Genomic DNA, 21787 nt, shown 5'->3' on the forward strand with positions numbered 1-21787 from the left:
AGGAATTGCCGCGCGGGCAAAGCTATTGAATAGGGGCCGCGATGCCCGAACTTCCCGAAGTCGAGACCACGGTGCGCGGGCTGGCCCACGTGCTTGGCGGCGCCCGCCTGACGCGTGTCGAACCGCGCCGGGGCGACTTGCGCCGGCCGTTTCCCGAAGACCTTGCCCAGGCGTTGACCGGCGCGCGTGTCACCGCGCTGTCGCGCCGCGCCAAGTACGGCGTCATCCACACCGACCGGGGCCGCGCGCTGGTGTTCCACCTGGGCATGAGCGGCCGCTGGCGGATCGATCCCGACGAACTGGGCAAGCACGACCACCTGCTGCTCGAGACCGACGGCGGCCCGGCGCACGGCGGCCACCGCGTGGCGCTGTGCGATCCCCGCCGCTTCGGCTCGGTCGACCTTGTCGACGAGGACGCGCTCGACGATTGGGCGCCGTTCGCCGCGCTGGGTCCCGAACCGCTTGGGGCGAAGCTGACCGCGGCGCACCTTGGCGCCGCGTTCAAGGGCCGCAAGCCGGCGATCAAGGTCGCACTGCTGGACCAGGCGGTGGTTGCCGGGCTTGGCAACATATACGTTTGCGAAGCCCTGTTCCGCGCCCGGATCGACCCGCGCAAGGCCGCCGGCAAGGTCACGCGGCCCGCGCTTGCCCGGCTGGTCCCGGCGATACGCGCCGTGCTGGAGGAAGCGATCGAGGCCGGCGGATCGAGCTTGCGCGACTACGCCCGGCCGGACGGCCAGCTCGGCTATTTTTCCAAGCATTTCGACGTCTATGACCGCGAAGGGCAGCCATGCGGGCGCAAGGACGGGGGGACGATCCGGCGGATCGTGCAGGGCGGCCGCAGCACGTGGTACTGCGCCAGGTGCCAGAAATAGGCGCTTGGGCCCGGCTGGCGGTTGACGATTCGCCAGGGCCCCGGTAAGGGCGCGCCTTTCCGGCGGGCCTCGGCCTGTCTTTTCGACACGCACAGACAAGGACGCGGCCGCTCCCAGGCGGCCCACAGCAAGGACGACCATGGCCAACACGCCGCAAGCCAAGAAGCGCATCCGTCGCAATGACCGCCGGGCCGAGATCAACGGCAACCGCCTGGGCCGCATCCGCACTTTCGTGAAGAAGGTCGAGAACGCGCTGACCGCCGGTGACAAGGATGCCGCTGCCGAGGCGCTCAAGGCCGCTCAGCCCGAACTGGCGCGCGGCGTGGCCCGCGGCGTGCTGCACAAGAACACTGCGGCGCGCAAGTTCTCGCGCCTGACCAAGCGCGTCGCCGCGCTCTGATTCGCGCGCCCGATTCGGCGCCTTTCGGGGCGTGCGGAGGGGACGAAATGTGAACTTGCAATCGATAGGCCGGCAGCATCGCTGCCGGCCTTTTTTGGTTAACCGCCCGCCGGCCTGTGCGCGCGGCGGGCAAGGCCATGGAATCCCGCGATTCGCATGACCCCGCAAAGAAAAACCCAGCGTGTTTAAGCACTTGATGGCGGCGTGCCGGGAATTGCGCGGGTCGTTTCAAGTCAAGGCCAATTATTTCAATTTTTTTACGGACCGCGCCTTGCCCTCGGCTCCGATCGCTTCATAACTCGCCTCGGCCCGGCGGCGACTCTCTTGCTGTCCGGTCATCACAGCAGAAGGCGATTTCGCTGCCCGTTGGGGAATGGGCATCGAAGGGGTTTTGCGTGCGGTCCACCGCGCGCCGGAGTTCTATTGCGTGGTCCTCAACCGGCCGCGCGGTGATCGAATTTTGCGCGGGGCCTGCCACGGCGGGATCCGCAGGTGGGGTTGATAAAGACGGGGACAGCCGGTGATGAACGCGGGTTGGGGTGACAAGCGGGCGGTTGCGCCTGCGAAAGGCGATGGGGTGACGGCGCGGATGCTCGACGATCAGGAAGCGCTGGACCTTGCCGCCGACTGGGCGGACATTTCCACGGGTCTGCGCAAGGACATCGGGCAGCAGCTGTTCGGGCAATGGATCAAGCCGATCCAGCTCGGCCCGTTCTGCAAGGAAACCGGAACCCTCGACCTCTATCTCCCGACCGAATTCAGCGCCAACTGGGTGGCCGACCGGTTTGCCGACCGGCTGTCGCTGGCGTGGAAGATCGCGCGTCCCGACGTGCGCCATGTCCGCATCCTGGTTCATCCCGGCCGCCGCGCGATGCCCGACCTGCGCCTGGGCGAAGGCCGGCGCGCCGCCAATGACGGTGCCGCCCCGGCGCAGCCGGGCGACGCGCTGGGCATGGGCGCTGAGTTCGGCGCGGTCGGCGGCGCCGGCATCGGCGGCGCGGTCGGCCTCGACCCGTCGCTGACGTTCCAGACCTTCATTTCGGGCACGTCGAACGTGCTGGCCGCCAACGCCGCACAGCGCATGGCCGCGACCGAGACGCCGCAGTTCGCCCCGCTCTATCTCAAGGGCGCGACCGGGCAGGGCAAGACGCACCTGCTTCACGCCATCGGCCACGCCTACCTGTCGGCGCATCCGCGCGCGCGCATCTTCTACTGCTCGGCAGAGCGTTTCATGGTCGAGTTCGTCCAGGCGCTGCGCCAGAACCAGATGATGGAATTCAAGGGCCGGTTGCGCGGGTTCGACCTGCTGCTGGTCGACGATATCCAGTTCATCATCGGCAAGGCGTCGGCGCAGGAAGAGCTGCTTTACACGATCGACGCGCTGCTGGCCGAGGGCAAGCGCCTGGTTTTCGCCGCCGACCGTGCGCCCCAGGCGCTCGACGGGGTGGAGCAGCGGCTGCTCAGCCGCTTGTCGATGGGCCTGGTGGCCGACATCACCCCGGCCGACATCGACTTGCGCCGCTCGATCCTGGAATCGCGGCTCGCCCGCTTCAGCCCGCACCATGTCCCGGCCGACGTGATCGAGTTCCTGGCCCGCACCATCAACCGCAATGTGCGCGAGCTGGTCGGCGGCCTCAACAAGCTGATCGCTTATGCCCAGCTGACCGGACAAGCGGTCTCGCTCCAGCTCGCCGAAGAGCAGCTGACCGATATCCTTTCCGCCAACCGCCGCCGCATCACCATCGACGAGATCCAGCGCACGGTGTGCCAGTTCTACCGCGTCGACCGCACCGAGATGTCATCGAAGCGCCGCGCCCGTGCTGTAGTGCGCCCGCGCCAGGTGGCGATGTACCTAGCCAAGGTGCTGACCCCGCGCTCGTACCCCGAGATCGGCCGCAAGTTCGGGGGCCGCGATCACTCGACCGTGATCCACGCGGTGCGCCTGATCGAGGATCTGCGCACCCGCGATTCCGATATGGACGGCGACGTGCGCAGCCTGCTGCGCCAGCTCGAAAGCTGATCCTTCCTCGACCGGCGGTGCACCGGATGTGCACAGGGTTGTCCACGCGGCTGTCAACACGCCTGTCCACGCCGCGCAAACCGCTTTTGCACCGGCCGTCCACCGGCTAGGCACAGCCTTGTGCCCAGAACCCTTTTGACCCCGGACCGTCTCGACCGTTTCGCCCGCCACATTGTCCTGCCGGAAGTCGGCGGCGCCGGGCAGGTCGCGCTGGCGGGTGCGCATGCGGTTCTGGTCGGGCTGGGCGGGATCGGCAGCCCGGTGCTGCAGTACCTCGCCGCCGCCGGCGTCGGCCACCTGACCCTGATCGACGACGACACCGTCGCGGCAAGCAACCTCCAGCGCCAGACCATCTACGCGCAGGCCGACATCGGCCGCGCCAAGGCCGATGCCGCCGCAGAATGGGTGCGGAAGTTCGACCCCGCGCTCACCGTCACCGCGCACGGGCAGCGCCTGACCCGCGACAACGCCGGCGATCTGCTGGCGGGCGCGGGCGTGGTGATCGACGGAAGCGATACTTTCGCCACCCGCCTCGCCGTCTCCGACGCCTGCGTAGCGGCAGGGGTCCCGCTGGTCAGCGCCGCGATCGGCCGGTTCCAGGGCCAGGTCGGCGCCTTTGCCGGCCACCGCGCCGACCAGCCCTGCTACCGCTGCTTCGTGGGCGACGCCTTCGACGCCGATGATTGCGACACATGCGCCGAAGACGGCGTGCTCGGCGCCATGGCCGGCTGGGCCGGCACCCTCGGCACGATAAGCGCGCTGCGCGTGCTGCTGGACGGCAAGGCGGCGCTGGGCGATCCGCAATGGGGCCAGGTCCATGTCCTTGACGGGCTGGCGCCGTCGCTGCGCACGATGCGGATCGCAAAGGACCCGGGCTGCCGCGCGTGCGGATAGGCGCCGCCCAGGCAACGGCTGTTGCATCCTATGCACTTGAGCCTTGGCGCGGAAAGGCGGAGGGCCGTCTGCACCGGTCTTGACGACCTTGGCCGGGGGAGGACGACCATGAGCACGCAGCAGGAACGCAAGTGGGCCTGGATCTTCGAATCCGGCCTCAAGGGCCTGTGCCCGAAGTGCGGCCAGGGGCGGATGTTCCAGTCCTGGCTGAAGGTGAGCGACCGCTGCGAGGTCTGCGGCCTCGATTACCGCTTCGCCTCGCCCGACGATGGTCCGGCGTTCTTCTCACTGACCTTCGTCGCGTTCCCGCTCCTGTTCTTCATCGTCTGGCTGCAAGTGGCGCACGGCGTATCGATCCCGGTACTGATCCTGATCGCGGTACCGCTGATGGGGCTGGGCTGCGTCTTGCCGCTGCGGCCGATCAAGGGCTGGCTGGTCGCGTCGCAGTACGCCAACCGATCGCTCGAGGCGGGCACCGAAAAACTCTGGGCCGAAATGCACGCGCGCGAGGACCAGGCGCGGCGCGAGCGCGACGCCTGACGGCCCGCCGCCGAGGCGATTTGGCGGTGCGAGAGCTTTACGCGCCGCCGCCCAGGACCTCGTCCACCCAGGCCGGCACCACTTCGCTTGCCGGGCCGAGCCGCGTATCGTCGAACCACCGGCTGCCCTGGCTGCGCTCGAGGTTGAGTTCGAGGGTCTGCACCCCCAGTTCGCGCGCCTCGCGCACGAAGCCGGCGGCGGGATAGACGGCGCCGCTGGTCCCGATCGAGACGAACAGGTCGGCTTCGCGCAAGGCGGCGTAGATGCGCTCCATCTCGTAAGGCATCTCGCCGAACCAGACAACGTCGGGGCGTAGCGCCGCCGCGCCGCATTCGGGGCAGGGCGGGCGATCGATGAGCGGCCCGGTCCAGTGCGAGCGGACATCGCAGGCGGTGCACCAGGCGCCCAGGTGGGTGCCGTGCATGTGGAGCACGCGGCGCGCACCGGCGCGCTCGTGCAGGTCGTCCACGTTCTGGGTGACGATCAGCAGATCGCCCTTCCACGCCGCGTCGAGCCGCGCCAGCGCATCGTGGGCGGGATTGGGCGCCTTGGTCTGGATCGCGGCGCGGCGCATGTCGTAGAAGCGCAGCACCAGGTCGGCGTTGCGGGCAAAGCCTTCGGGGGTGGCGACGTCATTGACGTCGTGCTGCTCCCACAGGCTGGGTCCGCCGCCCGCGCCGGCGCGGAAGGTATCGATGCCGCTTTCGGCGCTGATCCCGGCGCCGGTCAGGATCACGATGTTGCGGATGGTGCTCATCGCGGCCATGAAGCACGCTGCAGCAGGGGATGACAATGACCACGACCGGGGCGCGCATCGGAGTGATCGGCAGCGAGGGCCGGATGGGCACCGCGCTCTATGCGGCGATCCCGCAGGCCGGGGCGACCTGGGCGGGCGGCGTCGACGCGATCGGCGATCCGGGCGAGCTGGCACGGGCCTGCGACGTGCTGGTCGATTTTTCCGCCCCCGCTGCGCTGGAGGGAAACCTGGCCGCCGCGCGCGAAACCGGCGTCCCGATCCTGGTCGGCACCACCGGGCTTGGCAGCGAACACCAACGCCTGCTGGCATCGGCGGCGGAGTCGATCGCGGTCCTGCAGACGGGCAACACATCGCTGGGCGTCAACATGCTGGTCCATCTTGCGCGCGAGGCCGCGGAGCGGCTGGGCCTCGACTGGGATATCGAGATCGCCGAGACCCATCACCGCATGAAAGTGGATGCGCCGTCGGGCACGGCCCTGATGCTGGGCGAAGCGGTCGCCGCGGGGCGCGGCGTGGCGCTGGACGATCATGCCCTGCGCGGGCGCGACGGGACGACCGGCAAGCGCCCGGCCGGCGCGATCGGGTTCGCGAGCCTGCGCGGGGGCAGCGTGGCAGGCGACCATACCGTTCACTTCCTGGGCGAGGGCGAGCGCCTGTCGCTGACCCACGTCGCCGAAAACCGCGCCATTTTCGCGCGCGGCGCGGTGCGCGGCGCCCAGTGGCTCGTTGCCAGGCCGGCCGGACGCTACACGATGGCGGACGTGCTCGGGCTTGGCTGACAGGGCGTGACCAGAGACCAGATTTTCGAGTTCTTTCGCCGCCTGGCGGAGGACAATCCCGATCCGCAGACCGAGCTCGAATACGGCAACGCCTTCCAGCTGGTGGTGGCGGTCGCGCTGTCCGCCCAGTCCACCGACGTTGGCGTGAACAAGGCGACCCGGGCGCTGTTCCGCGCGGTGAAGACGCCCAAGCAGATGCTGGACCTGGGCGAGGACGGCCTGAAAGACCACATCAAGACGATCGGGCTGTTCAACACCAAAGCCAAGAACGTGATCGCGCTGTCGCGGATGCTGGTCGACGAATTCGGCGGCGAGGTGCCGGCCACGCGCGAAGAGCTGGTGCGGCTCCCGGGGGTGGGGCGCAAGACCGCCAACGTCGTCCTCAACTGCTGGTTCGGACAGGAAACCTTCGCGGTCGATACGCACATCTTCAGAGTCGGCAACCGCACCGGGCTGGCGCGCGGCAAGACGCCCGAGGCGGTCGAGGCCAAGCTGGAAAAGCGCGTGCCGGGGCCGTTCCGGATCGGCGCGCACCACTGGCTGATCCTGCACGGCCGCTATGTCTGCAAGGCACGCAGGCCCGAGTGCTGGCGCTGCGCGGTGGCAGACTTGTGCAGCTACAAGCCCAAGACCCTGCCGCCGAAGTAGGCGTACCTTGGCCGATGCAATCATTTTCCTACATCGGCCGCGATGTGCAGAAGCCCCGCAATGACCGCGTTCCTGCCCATGCGAAGCCTAGCCTCCAGCGGCCCCGGTCTCGGCCGCGGAGCCGGCAGCGACACTTCCCTCAGGACGGTGTCAAATGTGTCAAGCAAGTGTGGACTTTGGCCATCAGGCGCCGGGATCGAGGTGGAGGCCCTTGCGCCCGTCTTCGGGCGTGTGGCTGGGCGCCACAGGCTCGTCCATGTCGGGATCGCGGGGCGGCTGCAGCATGCCCTCCCACTTGGTGATCACGCTGGTCGCCACCGCGTTGCCCAGCACGTTGGTGGCGGTGCGCCCCATGTCCAGGAACTGGTCGATCGCCAGCACCAGCGCGATGCCTTCGGCTGGCAGGTTGAACATCGCCAGCGTCGCGGCGATCACCACCAGGCTGGCGCGCGGCACCGCGGCGATGCCCTTGGAACTGATCATCAGCGTCAGCAGGATCGCGATCTGGGTGCCGATGCTGAGGTCGATGCCGTAGGCCTGGGCGATGAAGATCGTCGCGAAGCTGGCGTACATCATCGACCCGTCGAGGTTGAAGCTGTAGCCCAGCGGGAGCATCAGGCCCGAGATACGGCGCGGGATGCCGAACCGGTCGAGCTGTTCGAACAGCCGTGGCATCGCCGCCTCGCTGCTGGCGGTGGAAAACGCGATCAGCACCGGCTGGCGCACGTAGCGCACCAGCAGCAGCGCGCGTTTGCCCATGAAGACGAAGCCTGCGCCCAGCAGGATCGCCCACAGGATAAGCAGCGCGAGGTAGAACTCGCCCAGCAGCTTGACGTAGGTTTCCAGGATGCCGAGCCCGCTCTTGGCGACGACCGCCGCCAGCGCGCCGAACACCGCGAAGGGCGCAAAGCGCATGACGTAGCCGGTGATCTCCAGCATCAGGTCGGACAGCGCCTCGGCCCCGCGCACCAGCGGGGCTCCGCGCGGGCCCAGCGCGGTCAGCCCGATCCCGGCGAACAGGGCGAAGACCAGGATCTGGAGGACATTGTTGTCGGCCATCGCGCCGACGATGTTCTTGGGAAAGACGTGCTCTACGAATTCGAAGAAATCGAGCTTCTTGACCTCGCCGACGGCTTGCGCCGGCGCGGTGACATCGACGCCCGCGCCGGGCTGGAACAGGTTGACCATCACCAGCCCCAGCCCGATCGAGATCAGGCTGGCGACGATGAACCAGGCGATGGCGCGAAAGCCGATCCGGCCCACCGCGCTGCTGTCGCCCATGTGCGCCAGGCCCGAGATGATCGTGGCCAGCACCAGCGGCGCGACCAGCATCTTGATCAGGTTGAGGAAGATCGTCGACAGCATCTGGAAGCCGCGGATCCAGTGCTCGGTGGTGGCAAGCCCCGCCAGCGCGTTCTGGTTGACCAGCCAGCCCACGACGATGCCCAGCAGCAGCCCGACCATGATCGCCGCGGTCAGGTGGCGCGACAGGGCGTGGAGCAGCCAGCCTATCGGAGAGGTCGGGCGGCGCATGGGCGTGTCGGCAATCGGTCGGCTCGCGGCCATGGCAGTCTCCCCGGGGATCATTTGTTGCGTGTAGTGCTAACAGCCGTGCGCGGGCGCGGCAATCACGCCGGCGCCGCCAGTGCCGACAGCGCGATACGCCGGTATATCCGCACCAGGGCATCCAGATCGCCGATCGCGGCCGCTTCGTCGCGCTTGTGCATCGTGGCGTTGCACAGGCCGAACTCGATCACCGGGCAGACGGCACGCAGGAAGCGCGCGTCGCTGGTGCCGCCGGTGGTCGACGCCTGCGGGACCAGCCCGGTCTCGGCCTCGACCGCGGCGGCGACGAGCGCGGAGAACGCGCCCGGCAAGGTGATGAACGCCTCGCCGGAGATGACCGGCCGGGCGGTGCCGCCGTGGCGTGCGGCGATCGCACTGACCCGGTCGGCAAGGTCCTGGCCGGTGTGGCGATCGTTGAAACGGATCGAGAGGCGCGCGCTGGCGCGCGGCGGGATCACGTTGGTGGCCGGGTTGCCGATCGCGATGTCCGTGATCTCCAGGTTCGAGGGCTGGAACCAGTCGGTGCCGTCGTCGAGGTGCAGCGCGTCGAGCTCCGCCAGCATCGCCACGAGCCGGGGTGCCGGGTTGTCCGCGAGGTGGGGGTAGGCGACGTGGCCCTCGGTCCCTTCGACGGTCAGCCAGATGTTGATCGATCCGCGCCGGCCGATCTTCATCGTGTCGCCGAGCCGCGCTGCGCTCGACGGCTCGCCCACCAGGCAGAGATCGGGGGTGATGCCACGTGCGCGCATCCGCTCGATCAGCGCAACCGTGCCGAAGCGCGCCGGGCCCTCCTCGTCGCCGGTGATCACGAGGCTGACGGTGCCGGCGTCGGCCGGGATAGCGGAGAGCGCGCGAACCATCGCGGCGACCGCGCCCTTCATGTCCACCGCGCCGCGCCCATACAGCAGGTCGCCGCGCACCTCGGGGACGAAGGCATCGCCGTGCCAGCCTTCGCCCGGCGGCACCACGTCGAGGTGGCCGGCAAAGGCGAAGTGGCGGCTCCCGGGCGGGCCGGCGCGCACCGCCAGCAGGTTTTCGACCGGACCGTCGGGCGCTTCTCCGCAAACGAAGCGGTCGACAGCGAAACCCAGCGGCAGCAGCGCCGTCTCGAGCACGTCGAACACCGCACCCGTGGCCGGGGTGACGGAAGGAGCGGCGATCAGCGCCTTGGCGAGTTCGAGGACGGGCTGGACCATGAGCTGCGGCGTGGCCTATCCGCTGCGCACAGCCCTCGCAAGGAGAAGGCACCACCATGCCCAGGATCGATCTCGACGCCATCCCGCAGTCCAGCCGGACCGGCTATCCCGCGCCTTACGACGCGGCGGTCGCCGGCCGGCACTATCGCCGTCTGGGGCCGGTGGCCGGGCTGTCCGCGCTGGGTGCGAGCCACGTCGTGCTCGAACCCGGCGCCTGGTCGTCGCAGCGCCACTGGCACGAAGCCGAGGACGAACTGCTGGTGATGCTCAGCGGCGAGGCGGTGCTGGTCGAGGACGAGGGCGAGACCGTGCTGCGCCCCGGCGACATCGCCTGCTGGGCGATGGCGGTGCGTAGCGGCCACCACTTGCAGAACCGATCGGACGCGAAGTGCAGTTTCGTGGCGGTCAGCGCGGGGGACCGCGCTGCCGACAGCTGCGATTATCCGGGCATCGACCTGGTGCTGTCGGATGGCCGCTATCTCCGCCGCGACGGCACGCCCTACGATTCGCCCGGCCGGCCGGCCTGAGCGGCGCGCGGCGGACCCGACAGCGCCTCGTCGAGCAGGCGCGCCATGCGCAGACCCGCTTCGACAATGCGTTCGCGCACGATCGGGATGCCGGCCTCGATATCCGCCTCGCTCCACGCCAGCGCGGTCGCCTTGCTGGCGCCGGCCAGGCAGGGATCGCCGTCCTTCATCAGTCGCGGATAGATGATCGTCTTGGCCAGCGTCCAGCTCTCACGCCCCCAGTCGGCCACCGTGCCGCCCGACAGCCGCGCGCGCTCCTCGGCCGGGTAGCGGCGCACCAGCGGCGGCACGGCCGAGGAAATCGCCCGCTCGGCCAGTGCGCCGTCCCAGATCGAATGAAGGTTGGTGCCCGGCGCGATACCGTAACTGCCCTTGACCGCATTGCCGCCCGCGTCGGCCGCGTCGCCCGAGTGCAGTGGCATGTGGATGTCGCCGATGAAATGGACCAGGAATGCCAGCGCTTCCAGCCGCTGGGCAGAGGGCAGGGTGCGGTCCGAAAGCAGCCGCAGGTTACGCTCGATCTGCGCGCTGACGCAGTTGCCGTTTGCACAGTCGGACTTGGGGTCGAAGGGCTTGCAGACGTTCTCGGTCTGGTAATGCCAGGGGAAGGTGTAGGCCCAGCGCCAGGCATCGCCGCGCAGGCAGTCGGGCCAGGTCGCCGCGTCGGCCAGGCTGTGGACCGGGCATTTCGGCGTGCCGAGCTGTTTCTGCACCGCCAGGAGCGCGCGGATCCGCGCCGCGGTCTCGGGCTTGACGTTCGCCATCGCGATCTCGGCGGTGGTGCGGTGGCCATAACTGCCCCAGGCCAGTGCCGGAACGGGACTGAGCGCCAGCCACACCGCGGCGACTGCGGCGATAATCGCCGTCAGCGCGCGCATCATGCCGCGCCCGCCGGCTCGATCTCGTACTGTTCCAGCGTCCATTCCTCGTCCTCCGCAGCGTCGATCCAGGCCTGCATCCATTCATGCTCCCAGACCGCCTGCATGTAGGCCATGGCGAAACCGGGCACCGGCACGCCGTAGGTGATGAAGCGGCTGACGACCGGGGCATAGATGACGTCGGCCGCGCAGAATGTGCCGAACAGGAACGGCCCGCCTTCGCCGAAGCGGGCGCGCGCCTCGGCCCACAGGGTGAGGATGCGGACGATGTCGGCGCGGGCATCGTCATCGATGGCGTGGCCTTCGATCCGGCGGCGGACGTTCATCGGGCATTGCCGGCGCAGGGCCAGGTAGCCCGAGTGCATTTCCGCCACCATCGAGCGCGCCATCGCGCGGGCATCCTCGGCCTTGGGCCAGAAGCGGTCGCGCCCGACCTTGTCGGCCAGGTAATCGATGATCGCCAGGCTGTCCCAGACCACGGCCTCGCCGTCCCACAGCACCGGCACGCGGCCCGAGGAAGGGGCAATGTCCTCGTTGGCGCGCTTGCGCTCGTCCCAGTCCTCGCCGAACAGCGGGACCATGATCTCCTCGAACGGGAGGCCCGATTGCTTGGCCGCCAGCCAGCCGCGCAGTGACCAGCTGGAGTAGTTCTTGTTGCCGATGATCAGCTTCAACATGACCGCGGCGCTAATCGTTCGCATCGGGGCTGTCGAGCATCAACCGGGCGTGGCGGTGACGCCAATCGGAAATACAAGTTTCCCCGCTGCGCGGGTTTGCTAGAACGCTGGCCGAATGCAGCTTTCCCCCACCCTCGGACCCGACCTCGCGCCCAACTGGCATCGCTTCGCGGGCCGCTCCGACGCGTTCCATCTGCTGTTTGACGAACTGGCCGACGGGTACTGCGTGATCGAGTTCCTGGACGGGCCCGAGGGGCCCTGCAGCGACTATATCCACGTCGCCGCCAACCCTGCCTACGCGGCCAACGCCGGGATCGAGCAAGTCGTAGGCCAGCGCCTGCGCGCGATGGTCCCGGCCGAGGCGGACGCCTGGGTGGCGCGCTACGGCCACGTCCTCGCCACCGGCGAACGCATCCATTTCGAGCAGGAGCTGGTTGCCACCGGGCGCCTGCTGGAACTGACCGCGTTTCGGATCGGCGAAGCCGAAGACCGGCTGGTGGCGGTGCTGTTCAAGGATGCCACCGCGCGCAGCCAGGCCGAAGCGGCCCGCGACCAGGCCCGCGCCGACCTCGAGCATCGCTTTACCGAGGCCCTGGCCGAACGCACGCAACGGCTGGCCGAGGCGGAGGAGCAGCTGCGCCACAGCCAGAAGATGGAGGCGGTCGGCCAGCTGACCGGCGGACTGGCGCACGATTTCAACAACCTGCTGGGCGGCATTTCGGGTGCGCTCGAAATGATCGGGCAGCGGCTGGCGGCCGGCCGCGCGCACGACGTAAAGCGCTACCTCGACGCCGCGCAGGCCGCAGCGGCCCGCGCCGCCTCGCTCACGCACCGGCTGCTGGCCTTTTCGCGCCGCCAGACGCTGACCCCGACCAGCACCGACCTGCACGCCCTGGTCGAAGAGCTCGCCGACCTCATCCGCCACTCGATCGGGCCGCAGATTGCCCTGGAGACCCGCTGCGAAGCGGGCTTGTGGCCGGTCCGCGTCGATACCAGCCAGCTCGAGAACGCGGTCCTCAACCTGTCCCTCAACAGCCGTGACGCGATGCCCGACGGCGGCCGGATCGTGATCGCCTGCAAGAACTTCGCCGTCAGCGCCGAAGAGGCGCTCGAATACGAAGTGGCCGCTGGCGATTATGTCGAGCTGTGCGTTCACGACACCGGCACCGGGATCGACGGCGCGACGCTGGGCCGCGTGTTCGAGCCGTTCTTCACCACCAAGCCGATCGGCGCCGGGACCGGGCTGGGCCTGTCGATGGTCTATGGCTTTGCCCGCCAGAGCGGCGGCTTCGTGCGCATTTCCTCGCCGCCGGGCGAAGGGACCACCGTCCAGGTCGTGCTGCCGCGTGTCGACGCTGGCCGGGACGATGCGGAGGCGCCGACGACCTCCGCGGCGGTCGGGATCGGCAACGGCGCCGGCGGCGACGGAAGCGATGGGGGCGGCGAGACGATCGTGGTGATCGACGACGAGGCCCTGATCCGCATGACCGTCATCGACGACCTCGCCGACCATGGCTACACCTGCTTCGACGCCGGTGACGGCAAGGCGGGGCTGGCCTTGCTCGAGGCGCATCCCGAAACCGCGCTGCTGGTCACCGACGTCGGATTGCCGGGCGGGCTCAACGGGCGCCAGGTGGCCGACGCGGCGCGGGTGACCCGGCCGGACCTCAAAGTGCTGTTCATCACCGGCTATGCCGAGCAGGCCGCGCTGAGCGAGGAACACATCGGCGCCGGGATGGCGGTGCTGGTCAAGCCGTTCACGATGGGACAGTTGATTTCCGAAGTCGCCCGGCTGCTGGGGCGGACGGCGCCGTGACCCTGCCGCCCTTCCACCTCGCCTTTCCGGTTCACGATCTGGCCGCGGCGCGCGCCTTCTGGGGCGGCACGATGGGCTGCCCCGAAGGGCGCAGCAGCGACGAGTGGATCGATTTCGATTTCCGCGGCCACCAGATCGTCGCGCACCTCGTCCCCGAACGGCGCGATGTCGGCGCCAACGCGGTCGACGGCCACGACGTACCCGTGCCGCACTTCGGCATCGTCCTGTCGATCGACGAATGGACCGCGCTGGCGGCGCGGCTGGAGGCGGCGGGGACCGACTTCGTGATCGCGCCGCACATCCGCTTTGCCGGCCAGCCGGGCGAACAGGCGACGATGTTCTTTCGCGATCCCAGCGGCAACGCGGTCGAAATCAAGGCCTTTGCCGATATCGGCCAGCTCTTCGCGCGGTAGGAACGCGCCGGCGGCGCCGCGCGTTTGTGCGCCATGCGATACGTCCTTCCCCGTCCCGTTGCCGCCGCCGCGCTGCTCGCGCTCGCGGCCTGCCATTCCTCGCCCGCGCCGACGCCGTCCGACCCCGCGTCCGACCCCGCCGATGCCGCCAGCGTCGCCGCCGGGATCGACAGCTCCCCCGTCGCAGGCGCGCAAGCACCCGGCAGCGAACCGGTGCCGGTGCGGCCGGGCACCGATGTCGCGCGCGAGAAGGCGGCGCGCGCCGTCCTGCTCGACTGGGCACGCAACCTGGAGAACCGCCGCTTTGCCCAGTCCTTCGCGCAGTTCTCGCCCGGAATGGCGCCGGGCGGGATCGACGGGACCGGCTACGCGCGCGCCTTCGCGCCGTGGAAGTCGATCACCGTCGCCATGCCGAGCGGCATCATGGAGGCTGAGGACGCCGGCTATTTCTACCGCGCGCCGACCACGATCACCTTGCGGGATGGCGCCCGCACCAGGACGCTGCGCGGGACGGTGACGCTGTACAACGAAGGCGACGGCAAGCCGTGGGCGATCACAGCGGCCAATGGTCTGGTGCCCTAGAGCTCCGCGTCGGACAGGACGGCGGCGCGCAGTTCGGCGATGCCCATGCCCTTTTCGGCACTGGTTACCGCAACCTCGGGATAGGCGGCCGAATGCTTGCGTGCCTCCGCCAGGGTCAGCGCGGTGACGGCGTCCAGGTCGCTGGCCTTGATCTTGTCCGCCTTGGTCAGCACCAGGCGGTAGCCGACCGCCGCCTCGTCGAGCATCGCCATCATCTCGCGGTCGACCTCCTTGGGGCCGTGGCGCGCGTCGATCAGCACCAGCGTGCGCTTAAGGACCACGCGGCCGCGCAGGAAATCGCGCACAAGCCGGCGCCACTGCTCGACCACCTTGGGCGGCGCCTTGGCAAAGCCGTAGCCGGGCATGTCGACCAGACGCAGCTGCGTCGGCTCGCCGACCTCAAACCAGTTGAGCTCCTGCGTGCGCCCCGGCGTTACCGAGGCGCGCGCGATCGACTTGCGCCCGGTGATGGCGTTCAGCAGCGATGACTTGCCGACGTTGGAGCGCCCTGCAAACGCGATCTCGGGCGCGCCGGGATCGGGAATGAACTTGAGCGCGGGCGCGCTCTTCAGGAACTCCACCCGCCCCGCGAACAGGCGGCGCGCCCGTTCGGCGGTGTCGTCGTCCATGTCAGCGCGCCTTCGGCTTGGGCTTGGCGGCCTTGGCCGGGGCATCGCGTTCGCGCGATCGGACCGCGTCGTCCTTGTCCTTGTCGACCTGGGCCTGGAGCTGCGGGTGGCGGGCGTAGAGGAACTTCTGCTGCGCGATCGTCAGCAGGTTCGACGTGATCCAGTAGATCAGCAGCCCGGCCGCGAATGGTGCCATGATGAACATCATGATCCACGGCATGATCCCCATCATCTGCTGCTGCATCGGGTCCATCTGCGCCGGGTTGAGGCGGAACTGCAGCCACATCGTCACGCCCAGGATGATCGCCAGCAGACCGATCGCCAGGAAGCCCGGCGGGGTGAACGGCAGCAGGCCGAACAGGTTGAGGACGTGCAGCGGATCGGGCGCGGAGAGATCGTGGATCCACAGCGCGAAGGGCTGGTGGCGCATCTCGATCGACAGGATTAGCACCTTGTAGAGCGCGAAGAACACCGGGATCTGCAGGAAGATCGGCAGGCACCCCGCCAGCGGGTTGACGCCTTCCTTCTTGTAGAGCGCCATGATCTCTTGCTGCTGCTTCGCCTTGTCGTCCTTGTAGCGTTCCTGCAGCGCCTTCATCTTGGGCTGGATCGCCTTCATCGCCGCCATGCTGGCGAACTGGCGCTGGGCGACCGGGAACATGATCGTGCGCACGATCAGCGTCAGCAGGATGATCGCCACGCCGAAGTTGCCGACCAGGTGGAACAGCGAGGTCAGCAGCAGGAAGATCGGCTTTTCGAACCAGCGGAACCAGCCATAGTCGATGCTGAGGCCGAACTTGGGAATGCCAGCATCCTCATAGCGATCGAGGACGGCAGCTTCCTTGGCGCCGGCAAACAGCCGGGTGGTGCGCGTCAGGTCGGTGCCGGGCGCGACGACGCTGTCGCCATAGACGAGGTCGGCGCGGAACAGGTCGCCGCCCAGCGCGCGGTAGTCGCTGGTCACGGGGGCCGCGGCATCGGGCACCAGCGCGCTCATCCAGTAGATGTCGGTGAAGCCGATCCAGCCGGTCTTGCCGGTGTTGGCGATCTGGCCCGCTTCGGTCACGTCCTTGTAGTTGGTGCCGAAGGCGACCGCATTGTCGAAGAGCCCGACCGGGCCCGACTGGACGTTCCAGGTGTCGAGGCTGGCGGTCTTGCTGGTGCGGTTGATGAAGGCGAACGGCTTGACCGTGACGGGCGCGGGGCCGCGGTTGATGACGGTCTGCGTCGCGGTGACCAGGTAATCGCCGTCGATCGCATAGCGGATCGCGAAGGTCTGGCCGGTGGGGTTGGTCCAGGTCAGTGTGACCGGGGTCTGCGGGGTCAGCCGCGCGCCTGCCGGTGCCGTCCACACGGTCGAGGCATTGGGCAGCGCCAGGCCGGGCTGGCCGATCCATCCGAACTGGGCGTACTGCTGCGCCGGTGTGCCGGCGGGACTGAACACGCGCGCCGGACCGTCGGCCTTGTTGACCGTGGCGGTGTGGCGGTTGGTGGTCAGGTCGTCGATCACCGCGCCGACCGGGTTGATCGAACCCGACAGGCCCGGCGCGGCGATGGCGACGCGGCCCGGCGTCTTCAGCACGGTCGCCAGGTCCTGCTTTTCCAGCGCGATGTCGGCGGCGCTGGCAAGTCCGCCTTCACGCGTGGGCTTGGCGGCGGTGGCGCTGCCGGTGGCCGGGGCATTGGGCGTGACATTGGCGGTCACGGCCGCCTGCTTGGCCGGCTGCGGATAGAAATGCCGCACCGCGGCGTCCCATCCGAACAGGATCAGGCCGGTCAGCAGCACGGCCAGGAAGATGTTGCGCTGGTTGGAAGAGTCCACGGGTCGCTTTCTTACGCGGTATGATGGGAAGATGGGGAGAGGCCGGGTGCCGTCAAGGCACCGGGTCGTATCCGCAACCCCCCCAGGGTTGGCAGCGCATTAGCCGCTTCGCCGCCAGCCATCCACCGCGAATCGCGCCATGCTTTTCCAGCGCCTCGATCGCGTACTGCGAACAGGACGGGGCAAACCGGCAGGACGGCGGCAGGATGCGCGACGGGCCGAGCTGCCAGCCGCGCGCGATCCAGATCAGCACGGTCTTCACCGGCGTGGTGACCCGCGGCGGCGCGGCGGATCGCCCTTGCCGGCGGCGGCACGGGCCAGCGCCGCGCGTAGTTCGTCGCGCAGCGCGGCGAAGTCGCGGTCGATCCCGCCCTCGCGGCCGATCAGGACATGATCGTGACCGGCAAGGCCCGCCTCGGGCAGCAGTTCGCGCAGCAGCGCGCGGAAGCGGCGCTTCATCCGGTTGCGGACCACCGCGTTGCCGATTCGCTTGGTCACGGTGATGCCGCAGCGCACCGATTCGGTCTGGTTCGGGACGGCAAGCAAGACAAAACCGGGGCGCGACACGCGCAGGCCCCGGTTTGCTCGAAGGAAATCGGACCGCCTGGTAAGAACGGTCAATTTCGAATTTGGGCTCAGGCGCTCAGCTTCTTGCGGCCGCGGGCGCGGCGGGCGCGCAGCACATTGCGGCCGCCGACGGTGGCGGTGCGGGCGCGGAAGCCGTGGCGGCGGGCGCGGACGAGCCGGCTGGGCTGGAAAGTGCGCTTCATCGGAACTTACCTCGAATCGAAAAACAAAGGGCCGCCAGCAAGGACGGCCTCAAGCGGGGGCCCGTTACCTTGGGAATCGGCACGAAGTCAACCCGCCCGCGGCCGGTTTCGTGAACCGGGCCGGTGCGGGCGAGCGCGCCTACGGCTTCACCACCTCGCCCTCGATCGCGCCGAACACGCTCTTGTGATGGTCGTCGAGCACTTCGATCCGCACGACGTCGCCCCACTTGAGGAACTCGGTGGTCGGCGTGCCGCCGGCGATCGTCTCGATCATCCGCTGCTCGGCGATGCAGGAATAGCCGCGCCCGCCGCTGGCGACCGGGCGCCCGGGCGAGCCATCGGGATCGCGGTTGCTGACCGTGCCGGAGCCGATGATCGATCCCGCGCCGACGCTGCGCGTCTTGGCAAGGTGGGCGATCAGCATGCCGAAGTCGAACGTGCATTCCTCGCCCGCCTCGGCGCGGCCGAACGGCTGGCCGTTGAGGTCGACGTGAAGCGCCATGTTGAGCTTCCCGCCGCGCCACGCCGTGCCCAGCTCGTCCGGGGTGACGAACACCGGCGAGAAGTGCGTTGCCGGCTTGGACTGCACGAACCCGAATCCCTTGCCCAGTTCACCGGGGATGAGGTTGCGCAACGACACGTCGTTGACGAGGCCGATCAGCTTGACGTGGCCGAGCGCCGCGGTGGCCGAGACGCCTTGCGGCACATCGTCGGTGACGACGCAGATCTCCGCCTCCATGTCGCAGCCCCAGGCCTCGTCCGCCAGCACGATCGGTTCGCGCGGGCCGCGCAGGTCGTCGCTGCCGCCCTGGTACATCAGCGGGTCGTGCCAGAAGCTGTCGGGCAGCTCGGCCCCGCGCGCCTTGCGCACCAGTTCGACGTGGTTGACGTAGGCCGAACCGTCGGCCCACTGGAACGCGCGCGGCAGCGGCGCTGTGGCTTCGCGCTCGTGAAAGCGCAGCCGCGGGATCATCTCGTGTTCCAGGTCCTCCGCCAGCGCGCGCAGCGCCGGTTCGTGCCGCGCCCAGTCGTCGAGCGCGCCCTGCAGTGTCGGCACGATGTGGCGGGCGTCGGCGCACCAGGCGAGGTCGTGGCTGACGACGACCAGGCGGCCGTCGCGGCCGTGGGGAAGCGAGGCGAGTTTCATTCGGGGTCTCCCTTGTCGGCCGGTTCGCTCAACCCCGCGGCGTCGCGGACGCGGCCGAGCATCGTCTTGAAAGCCTGGTGTTCCTCGGCGCTGAGGGGCGCGAAGACCTGCGCCTCCATCTCCAGCGCCAGCGGCATGATGGCGGCGTGCATCGCGGTGCCCGCCGCGGTCAGTTCGAGGTGGTGCGAGCGCCCGTCGCGGTCGTTCGGGCTGCGCTGGACCAGGCCGCGCTCCTCAAGGGTCTTGCACGCCCGGTTGACGGCGACTTTGTCCATCCGCGTGTTTGTCGCCAGCTCGCGCTGGGTGGCGGGCCCGGTATCGCCCAGCACCGCCATGATCCGCCATTCCGGGATCCGCAGGCCGAAACGGGTGCGGTATTCCTCGGCGATCCGGTCGCTGACCGCGTTGGAGGTCACCGACAGCAGGTAGGGCAGGAAATCGGCCAGGCGGGCGGCGGGCATCGCGGCAAATCCGGTTGCAAATGTAACCGGGTGGCTAAGGGCATTCACGGCCGCGCGCAAGCGTTCACGCCGGCGGGCCGACCGCATCGGGGCTGGCGCGTTCGAAGGCGGGAAGGGCCCGCAGCGCGGCGTCGATGCGCACCAGCTTCGGATAAGCGCCCAGCGGCGTGTCGAAGCGACGGGCGTTGGCCATCTGCGGCACCAGGCAGACGTCGGCCATGTTGGGCGCGGCGCCGCCGAACAGGCCTTCGGCAGGCGCAGCAGTCTCCAGCGCGGCGAACCCCTCGGCGATCCAGTGCCGGTACCAGGTGGCGACTGCGGCGTCGTCCTGGCCCAGCCGTTCACGCAAGTAGGCCAGGACGCGAAGGTTATCGAGCGGGTGGATGTCCGCGGCGATCGTCAGCGCCTGCGCCAGCGTGCGGCTGCGCTCGACCGGGTCAGCGGAAACCATTGGCGGATCGGGGTACTTTGCATCGAGGTAATCGATGATTGCCAGGCTCTGCGTAAGCACGTGACCGTCGATCGCCAGCGCCGGGACCAGGTGCTGCGGGTTGAGCGCGGCGAAGTCGGCGCCGTGCTGCTCACCCTGGGCGATGTTGACGGGCGCGCGAACGAACGGCACGCCCTTGAGCTCAAGCGCGATGCGCACCCGGTATGCGGCGGATGAGCGCCAGTAGTCGTAAAGGACGATCTCGCTCACAGCACTCTCCCGGCAACGGCCTGCAGTTTCGCCGCCAGCACCTTGTCGCGCAAGGCGGGCGCGGTCACGATCGCGCCGTCAAGCGCGCGATCGATGGCAACCGGCGGACGGGCTTGCGGCAGCGCGCGCGCCAGCTCCGCCATCGCGGCGCGGGCGAGCGCCACGTTGTCGTGCATCACCTGCATAATGGCGCTGGCTTCGGCTGCGGGCTCGTCGTCGCGCCAGCCGTCGTAGTCGGTGACCATGCCCAGCAAAGCATATGGCAGCTCTGCCTCGCGAGCGAGCCGCGCCTCGGGCATCGCGGTCATCCCGATCACGTCGCCGCCCCACTGGCGGTAAAGCCGGCTCTCGGCGCGGGTGGAGAACTGCGGCCCCTCGATGGCGACATACGTGCCGGCCTCGTGGACGCTTGCGCCGGCCGCGCGCGCCGCCGCGATCACCAGGGCCGACAGCCGTGGGCAGGTCGGGTCGGCCAGGCTGACGTGGGCGACCAGGCCAGGCGCGAAGAAACTGGCCGCGCGGCCAGCGGTCCGATCGATGAACTGGTCGGCGCAGACGAACGAACCGGGCGCAAAGTCCTGGCGCAGCGAACCGATGGCCGACAGCGCGATCACGTCGGTTACGCCGCAGCGCTTGAGCGCGTCGATGTTGGCGCGGTAATTGACCCCGTTCGGCGGGATCGCGTGGCCGGCGCCGTGGCGAGCCAGGAACGTGACCCGCACCGGGCCGAGCCGCCCCGTCACCACCGGGCCGGACGGATCGCCGAACGGGCTTTCGACTGCGATCTCCTGCGCGTCCTCAAGCCCGATCCCCGCGGCCAGGCCCGAGCCGCCGATCACGCCGAGGTGCCAGGGGCCGGGGCCGGCGCCAGGGGCGTGAGCCTTCACCACCGCGGTCAGCGCGGGGCCATGCGGATCGCGCCGTCAAGTCGCACGTCCTCGCCGTTCATGTAGCCGTTTTCGATCATCGTCATGGCAAGCTGGGCGTATTCCTCGGGCCGGCCGGTGCGCTTGGGGAAGGGAACCGACTGGTTGAGCGCCTCGATCGCCTTTTCGGGCAGGCCCATGAGCATCGGGGTGGAGAAGATGCCGGGCAGGATCGCGTTGACGCGGATGCCCTCGTTCATCAGGTCACGCGCGATGGGCAGGGTCATGCCGACAACGCCCGCCTTCGAGGCGGAGTAGGCGGCCTGGCCGATCTGGCCATCCTCGGCCGCGACGCTGCCGGTATTGACGATGGCACCGCGCTCTCCGTCGGCCAGCGGGTCGAGCGTCAGCATCCCTGCTGCCGACTTCGCGATGCAGCGGAAGGTGCCGACCAGGTTGATCTGGACGACCAGATTGAAGGCATCGAGCGGGAACTGCTTGATCGAGCCATCGTCCTTGGATCGGCCGGCGGTCTTGATGGCGTTGGCAATGCCGGCGCAGTTGACCAGCACCCGCTCCTGCCCGTGCGCGGCGCGGGCCGCCGCGAATCCGGCGTCGACGCTGTCATCGCTGGTCACGTCGACCTTGCAGAACACCCCGCCGATCTCGGCGGCCACGGCGCGCCCCTTGTCCTCCTGGAGATCGAAGATGCCGACTTTCGCGCCCTTGGCGGCAAGGGCCCGTGCGGTCGCCTCGCCCAGGCCGGACGCGCCCCCGGTAACGACGGCAGCGATGGTCGTGTCGATAAGCATGGCTTCTCCCGA

At 69.2% G+C, this 21787-nt stretch carries 26 protein-coding genes; 11 read left to right on the forward strand and 15 right to left on the reverse strand.

Translation table 11 applies throughout. From position 1 onward, the window contains the following. The first annotated feature begins 41 nt into the window (after window positions 1–41). The 5 genes from mutM (at window position 42) to ACOYW6_RS00305 (ending at window position 4729) form a co-directional block, all read left to right on the forward strand. On the forward strand, window positions 42–875 hold the full coding sequence (gene mutM / locus ACOYW6_RS00285) for a bifunctional DNA-formamidopyrimidine glycosylase/DNA-(apurinic or apyrimidinic site) lyase (protein WP_423141842.1): 834 nt from the start codon (window positions 42–44) through the stop codon (window positions 873–875). A 139-nt stretch (window positions 876–1014) separates the two neighbouring features. Next, a complete protein-coding gene (gene rpsT, locus ACOYW6_RS00290; RefSeq protein ID WP_423141843.1) occupies window positions 1015–1275 on the forward strand; it encodes a 30S ribosomal protein S20 in 261 nt (86 codons plus the stop codon). 589 nt (window positions 1276–1864) lie between these two features. Beyond that, a complete protein-coding gene (dnaA, locus tag ACOYW6_RS00295; protein ID WP_423141844.1) occupies window positions 1865–3295 on the forward strand; it encodes a chromosomal replication initiator protein DnaA in 1431 nt (476 codons plus the stop codon). Window positions 3296–3415: 120 nt separating this feature from the next. Next, the gene (locus ACOYW6_RS00300) at window positions 3416–4189 is read left to right on the forward strand and encodes a HesA/MoeB/ThiF family protein (protein ID WP_423141845.1); all 774 of its coding nucleotides are present in this window, start codon (window positions 3416–3418) and stop codon (window positions 4187–4189) included. A 108-nt stretch (window positions 4190–4297) separates the two neighbouring features. Next, window positions 4298–4729 (forward strand): DUF983 domain-containing protein, encoded by a 432-nt coding sequence (locus ACOYW6_RS00305; protein ID WP_423141846.1) that lies wholly within the window; start codon window positions 4298–4300, stop codon window positions 4727–4729. A gap of 37 nt (window positions 4730–4766) precedes the next feature. Here ACOYW6_RS00305 and ACOYW6_RS00310 read toward each other — a convergent pair whose 3' ends face one another. Then, window positions 4767–5486, reverse strand: a complete 720-nt coding sequence (locus ACOYW6_RS00310) for an NAD-dependent deacylase (protein ID WP_423141847.1) — start codon at window positions 5484–5486, stop codon at window positions 4767–4769. Window positions 5487–5521: 35 nt separating this feature from the next. On the opposite strand from ACOYW6_RS00310, the gene dapB reads away from it, so the two are divergent. Further along, window positions 5522–6265: a 4-hydroxy-tetrahydrodipicolinate reductase gene (gene dapB / locus ACOYW6_RS00315; RefSeq protein WP_423141848.1), complete on the forward strand. Its 744-nt coding sequence runs from the start codon at window positions 5522–5524 to the stop codon at window positions 6263–6265. A gap of 6 nt (window positions 6266–6271) precedes the next feature. After that, on the forward strand, window positions 6272–6913 hold the full coding sequence (gene nth, locus ACOYW6_RS00320; protein WP_423141849.1) for an endonuclease III: 642 nt from the start codon (window positions 6272–6274) through the stop codon (window positions 6911–6913). 183 nt (window positions 6914–7096) lie between these two features. Here the strand turns inward: nth and ACOYW6_RS00325 are convergent, their stop codons facing one another. Both ACOYW6_RS00325 and dapE read right to left on the reverse strand, forming a co-directional pair. After that, window positions 7097–8404, reverse strand: coding sequence for a dicarboxylate/amino acid:cation symporter (locus ACOYW6_RS00325; protein WP_423143136.1), 1308 nt, complete (start codon window positions 8402–8404; stop codon window positions 7097–7099). Between the two features lie 137 nt (window positions 8405–8541). Further along, window positions 8542–9675, reverse strand: a complete 1134-nt coding sequence (dapE, locus tag ACOYW6_RS00330) for a succinyl-diaminopimelate desuccinylase (RefSeq protein WP_423141850.1) — start codon at window positions 9673–9675, stop codon at window positions 8542–8544. Window positions 9676–9731: 56 nt separating this feature from the next. Between dapE and ACOYW6_RS00335 the strand changes: the two genes are divergently transcribed. Then, complete coding sequence (locus ACOYW6_RS00335) at window positions 9732–10202, forward strand: cupin domain-containing protein (protein ID WP_423141851.1); 471 nt, start codon at window positions 9732–9734, stop codon at window positions 10200–10202. Here ACOYW6_RS00335 and ACOYW6_RS00340 read toward each other — a convergent pair. Both ACOYW6_RS00340 and ACOYW6_RS00345 read right to left on the reverse strand, forming a co-directional pair. After that, complete coding sequence (locus tag ACOYW6_RS00340; protein ID WP_423141852.1) at window positions 10175–11083, reverse strand: S1/P1 nuclease; 909 nt, start codon at window positions 11081–11083, stop codon at window positions 10175–10177. The two genes, ACOYW6_RS00335 and ACOYW6_RS00340, sit on opposite strands and share 28 nt — an antisense overlap. Beyond that, entirely contained in the window at window positions 11080–11754 is a 675-nt protein-coding gene (locus ACOYW6_RS00345; protein WP_423143137.1) for a glutathione S-transferase family protein, read from the reverse strand. The genes ACOYW6_RS00340 and ACOYW6_RS00345 overlap by 4 nt, the downstream gene beginning before the upstream one ends. Window positions 11755–11872: 118 nt before the next feature. Between ACOYW6_RS00345 and ACOYW6_RS00350 the strand changes: the two genes are divergently transcribed. The 3 genes from ACOYW6_RS00350 to ACOYW6_RS00360 are packed head-to-tail and all read left to right on the forward strand — an operon-like array spanning window position 11873 to window position 14568. Next, window positions 11873–13573: an ATP-binding protein gene (locus ACOYW6_RS00350; protein WP_423141853.1), complete on the forward strand. Its 1701-nt coding sequence runs from the start codon at window positions 11873–11875 to the stop codon at window positions 13571–13573. Next, window positions 13570–13986, forward strand: a complete 417-nt coding sequence (locus tag ACOYW6_RS00355; protein ID WP_423141854.1) for a VOC family protein — start codon at window positions 13570–13572, stop codon at window positions 13984–13986. The genes ACOYW6_RS00350 and ACOYW6_RS00355 overlap by 4 nt, the downstream gene beginning before the upstream one ends. A gap of 33 nt (window positions 13987–14019) precedes the next feature. Continuing rightward, window positions 14020–14568, forward strand: coding sequence for a hypothetical protein (locus ACOYW6_RS00360; protein WP_423141855.1), 549 nt, complete (start codon window positions 14020–14022; stop codon window positions 14566–14568). On the opposite strand, the gene yihA is transcribed toward ACOYW6_RS00360, so the two are convergent. The 10 genes from yihA to ACOYW6_RS00410 all read right to left on the reverse strand — a co-directional run bounded on the left by yihA (window position 14565) and on the right by ACOYW6_RS00410 (window position 21775). Next, window positions 14565–15197 carry a ribosome biogenesis GTP-binding protein YihA/YsxC gene (yihA, locus tag ACOYW6_RS00365; RefSeq protein WP_423141856.1) on the reverse strand — a complete coding sequence of 211 codons (633 nt, stop codon included), beginning with the start codon at window positions 15195–15197 and terminating at the stop codon, window positions 14565–14567. The genes ACOYW6_RS00360 and yihA overlap by 4 nt on opposite strands. Before the next feature lies 1 nt (window position 15198). Further along, entirely contained in the window at window positions 15199–17019 is a 1821-nt protein-coding gene (gene yidC / locus ACOYW6_RS00370) for a membrane protein insertase YidC (protein ID WP_423141857.1), read from the reverse strand. Window positions 17020–17071: 52 nt separating this feature from the next. Continuing rightward, window positions 17072–17281, reverse strand: a complete 210-nt coding sequence (gene yidD / locus ACOYW6_RS00375; protein WP_423141858.1) for a membrane protein insertion efficiency factor YidD — start codon at window positions 17279–17281, stop codon at window positions 17072–17074. After that, on the reverse strand, window positions 17278–17640 hold the full coding sequence (rnpA, locus tag ACOYW6_RS00380; RefSeq protein WP_423141859.1) for a ribonuclease P protein component: 363 nt from the start codon (window positions 17638–17640) through the stop codon (window positions 17278–17280). The genes yidD and rnpA overlap by 4 nt, the downstream gene beginning before the upstream one ends. A 14-nt stretch (window positions 17641–17654) precedes the next feature. Further along, on the reverse strand, window positions 17655–17789 hold the full coding sequence (gene rpmH / locus ACOYW6_RS00385; protein ID WP_423141860.1) for a 50S ribosomal protein L34: 135 nt from the start codon (window positions 17787–17789) through the stop codon (window positions 17655–17657). Window positions 17790–17928: 139 nt separating this feature from the next. Next, the gene (locus ACOYW6_RS00390) at window positions 17929–18936 is read right to left on the reverse strand and encodes a fumarylacetoacetate hydrolase family protein (RefSeq protein ID WP_423141861.1); all 1008 of its coding nucleotides are present in this window, start codon (window positions 18934–18936) and stop codon (window positions 17929–17931) included. After that, window positions 18933–19397 carry a MarR family winged helix-turn-helix transcriptional regulator gene (locus ACOYW6_RS00395; protein WP_423141862.1) on the reverse strand — a complete coding sequence of 155 codons (465 nt, stop codon included), beginning with the start codon at window positions 19395–19397 and terminating at the stop codon, window positions 18933–18935. Before ACOYW6_RS00395 ends, ACOYW6_RS00390 begins: the two co-directional genes overlap by 4 nt. 64 nt (window positions 19398–19461) lie before the next feature. Continuing rightward, the gene (gene maiA, locus ACOYW6_RS00400; protein ID WP_423141863.1) at window positions 19462–20097 is read right to left on the reverse strand and encodes a maleylacetoacetate isomerase; all 636 of its coding nucleotides are present in this window, start codon (window positions 20095–20097) and stop codon (window positions 19462–19464) included. Next, window positions 20094–20987 (reverse strand): S-methyl-5'-thioadenosine phosphorylase, encoded by an 894-nt coding sequence (gene mtnP / locus ACOYW6_RS00405; RefSeq protein ID WP_423141864.1) that lies wholly within the window; start codon window positions 20985–20987, stop codon window positions 20094–20096. Before mtnP ends, maiA begins: the two co-directional genes overlap by 4 nt. 5 nt (window positions 20988–20992) lie before the next feature. After that, on the reverse strand, window positions 20993–21775 hold the full coding sequence (locus tag ACOYW6_RS00410; RefSeq protein ID WP_423141865.1) for an SDR family NAD(P)-dependent oxidoreductase: 783 nt from the start codon (window positions 21773–21775) through the stop codon (window positions 20993–20995). Window positions 21776–21787: the final 12 nt, after the last annotated feature.

Origin of the sequence: Parablastomonas sp. CN1-191, assembly GCF_049354825.1 — a bacterium.
Taxonomy (GTDB): Bacteria; Pseudomonadota; Alphaproteobacteria; order Sphingomonadales; family Sphingomonadaceae; genus Novosphingobium.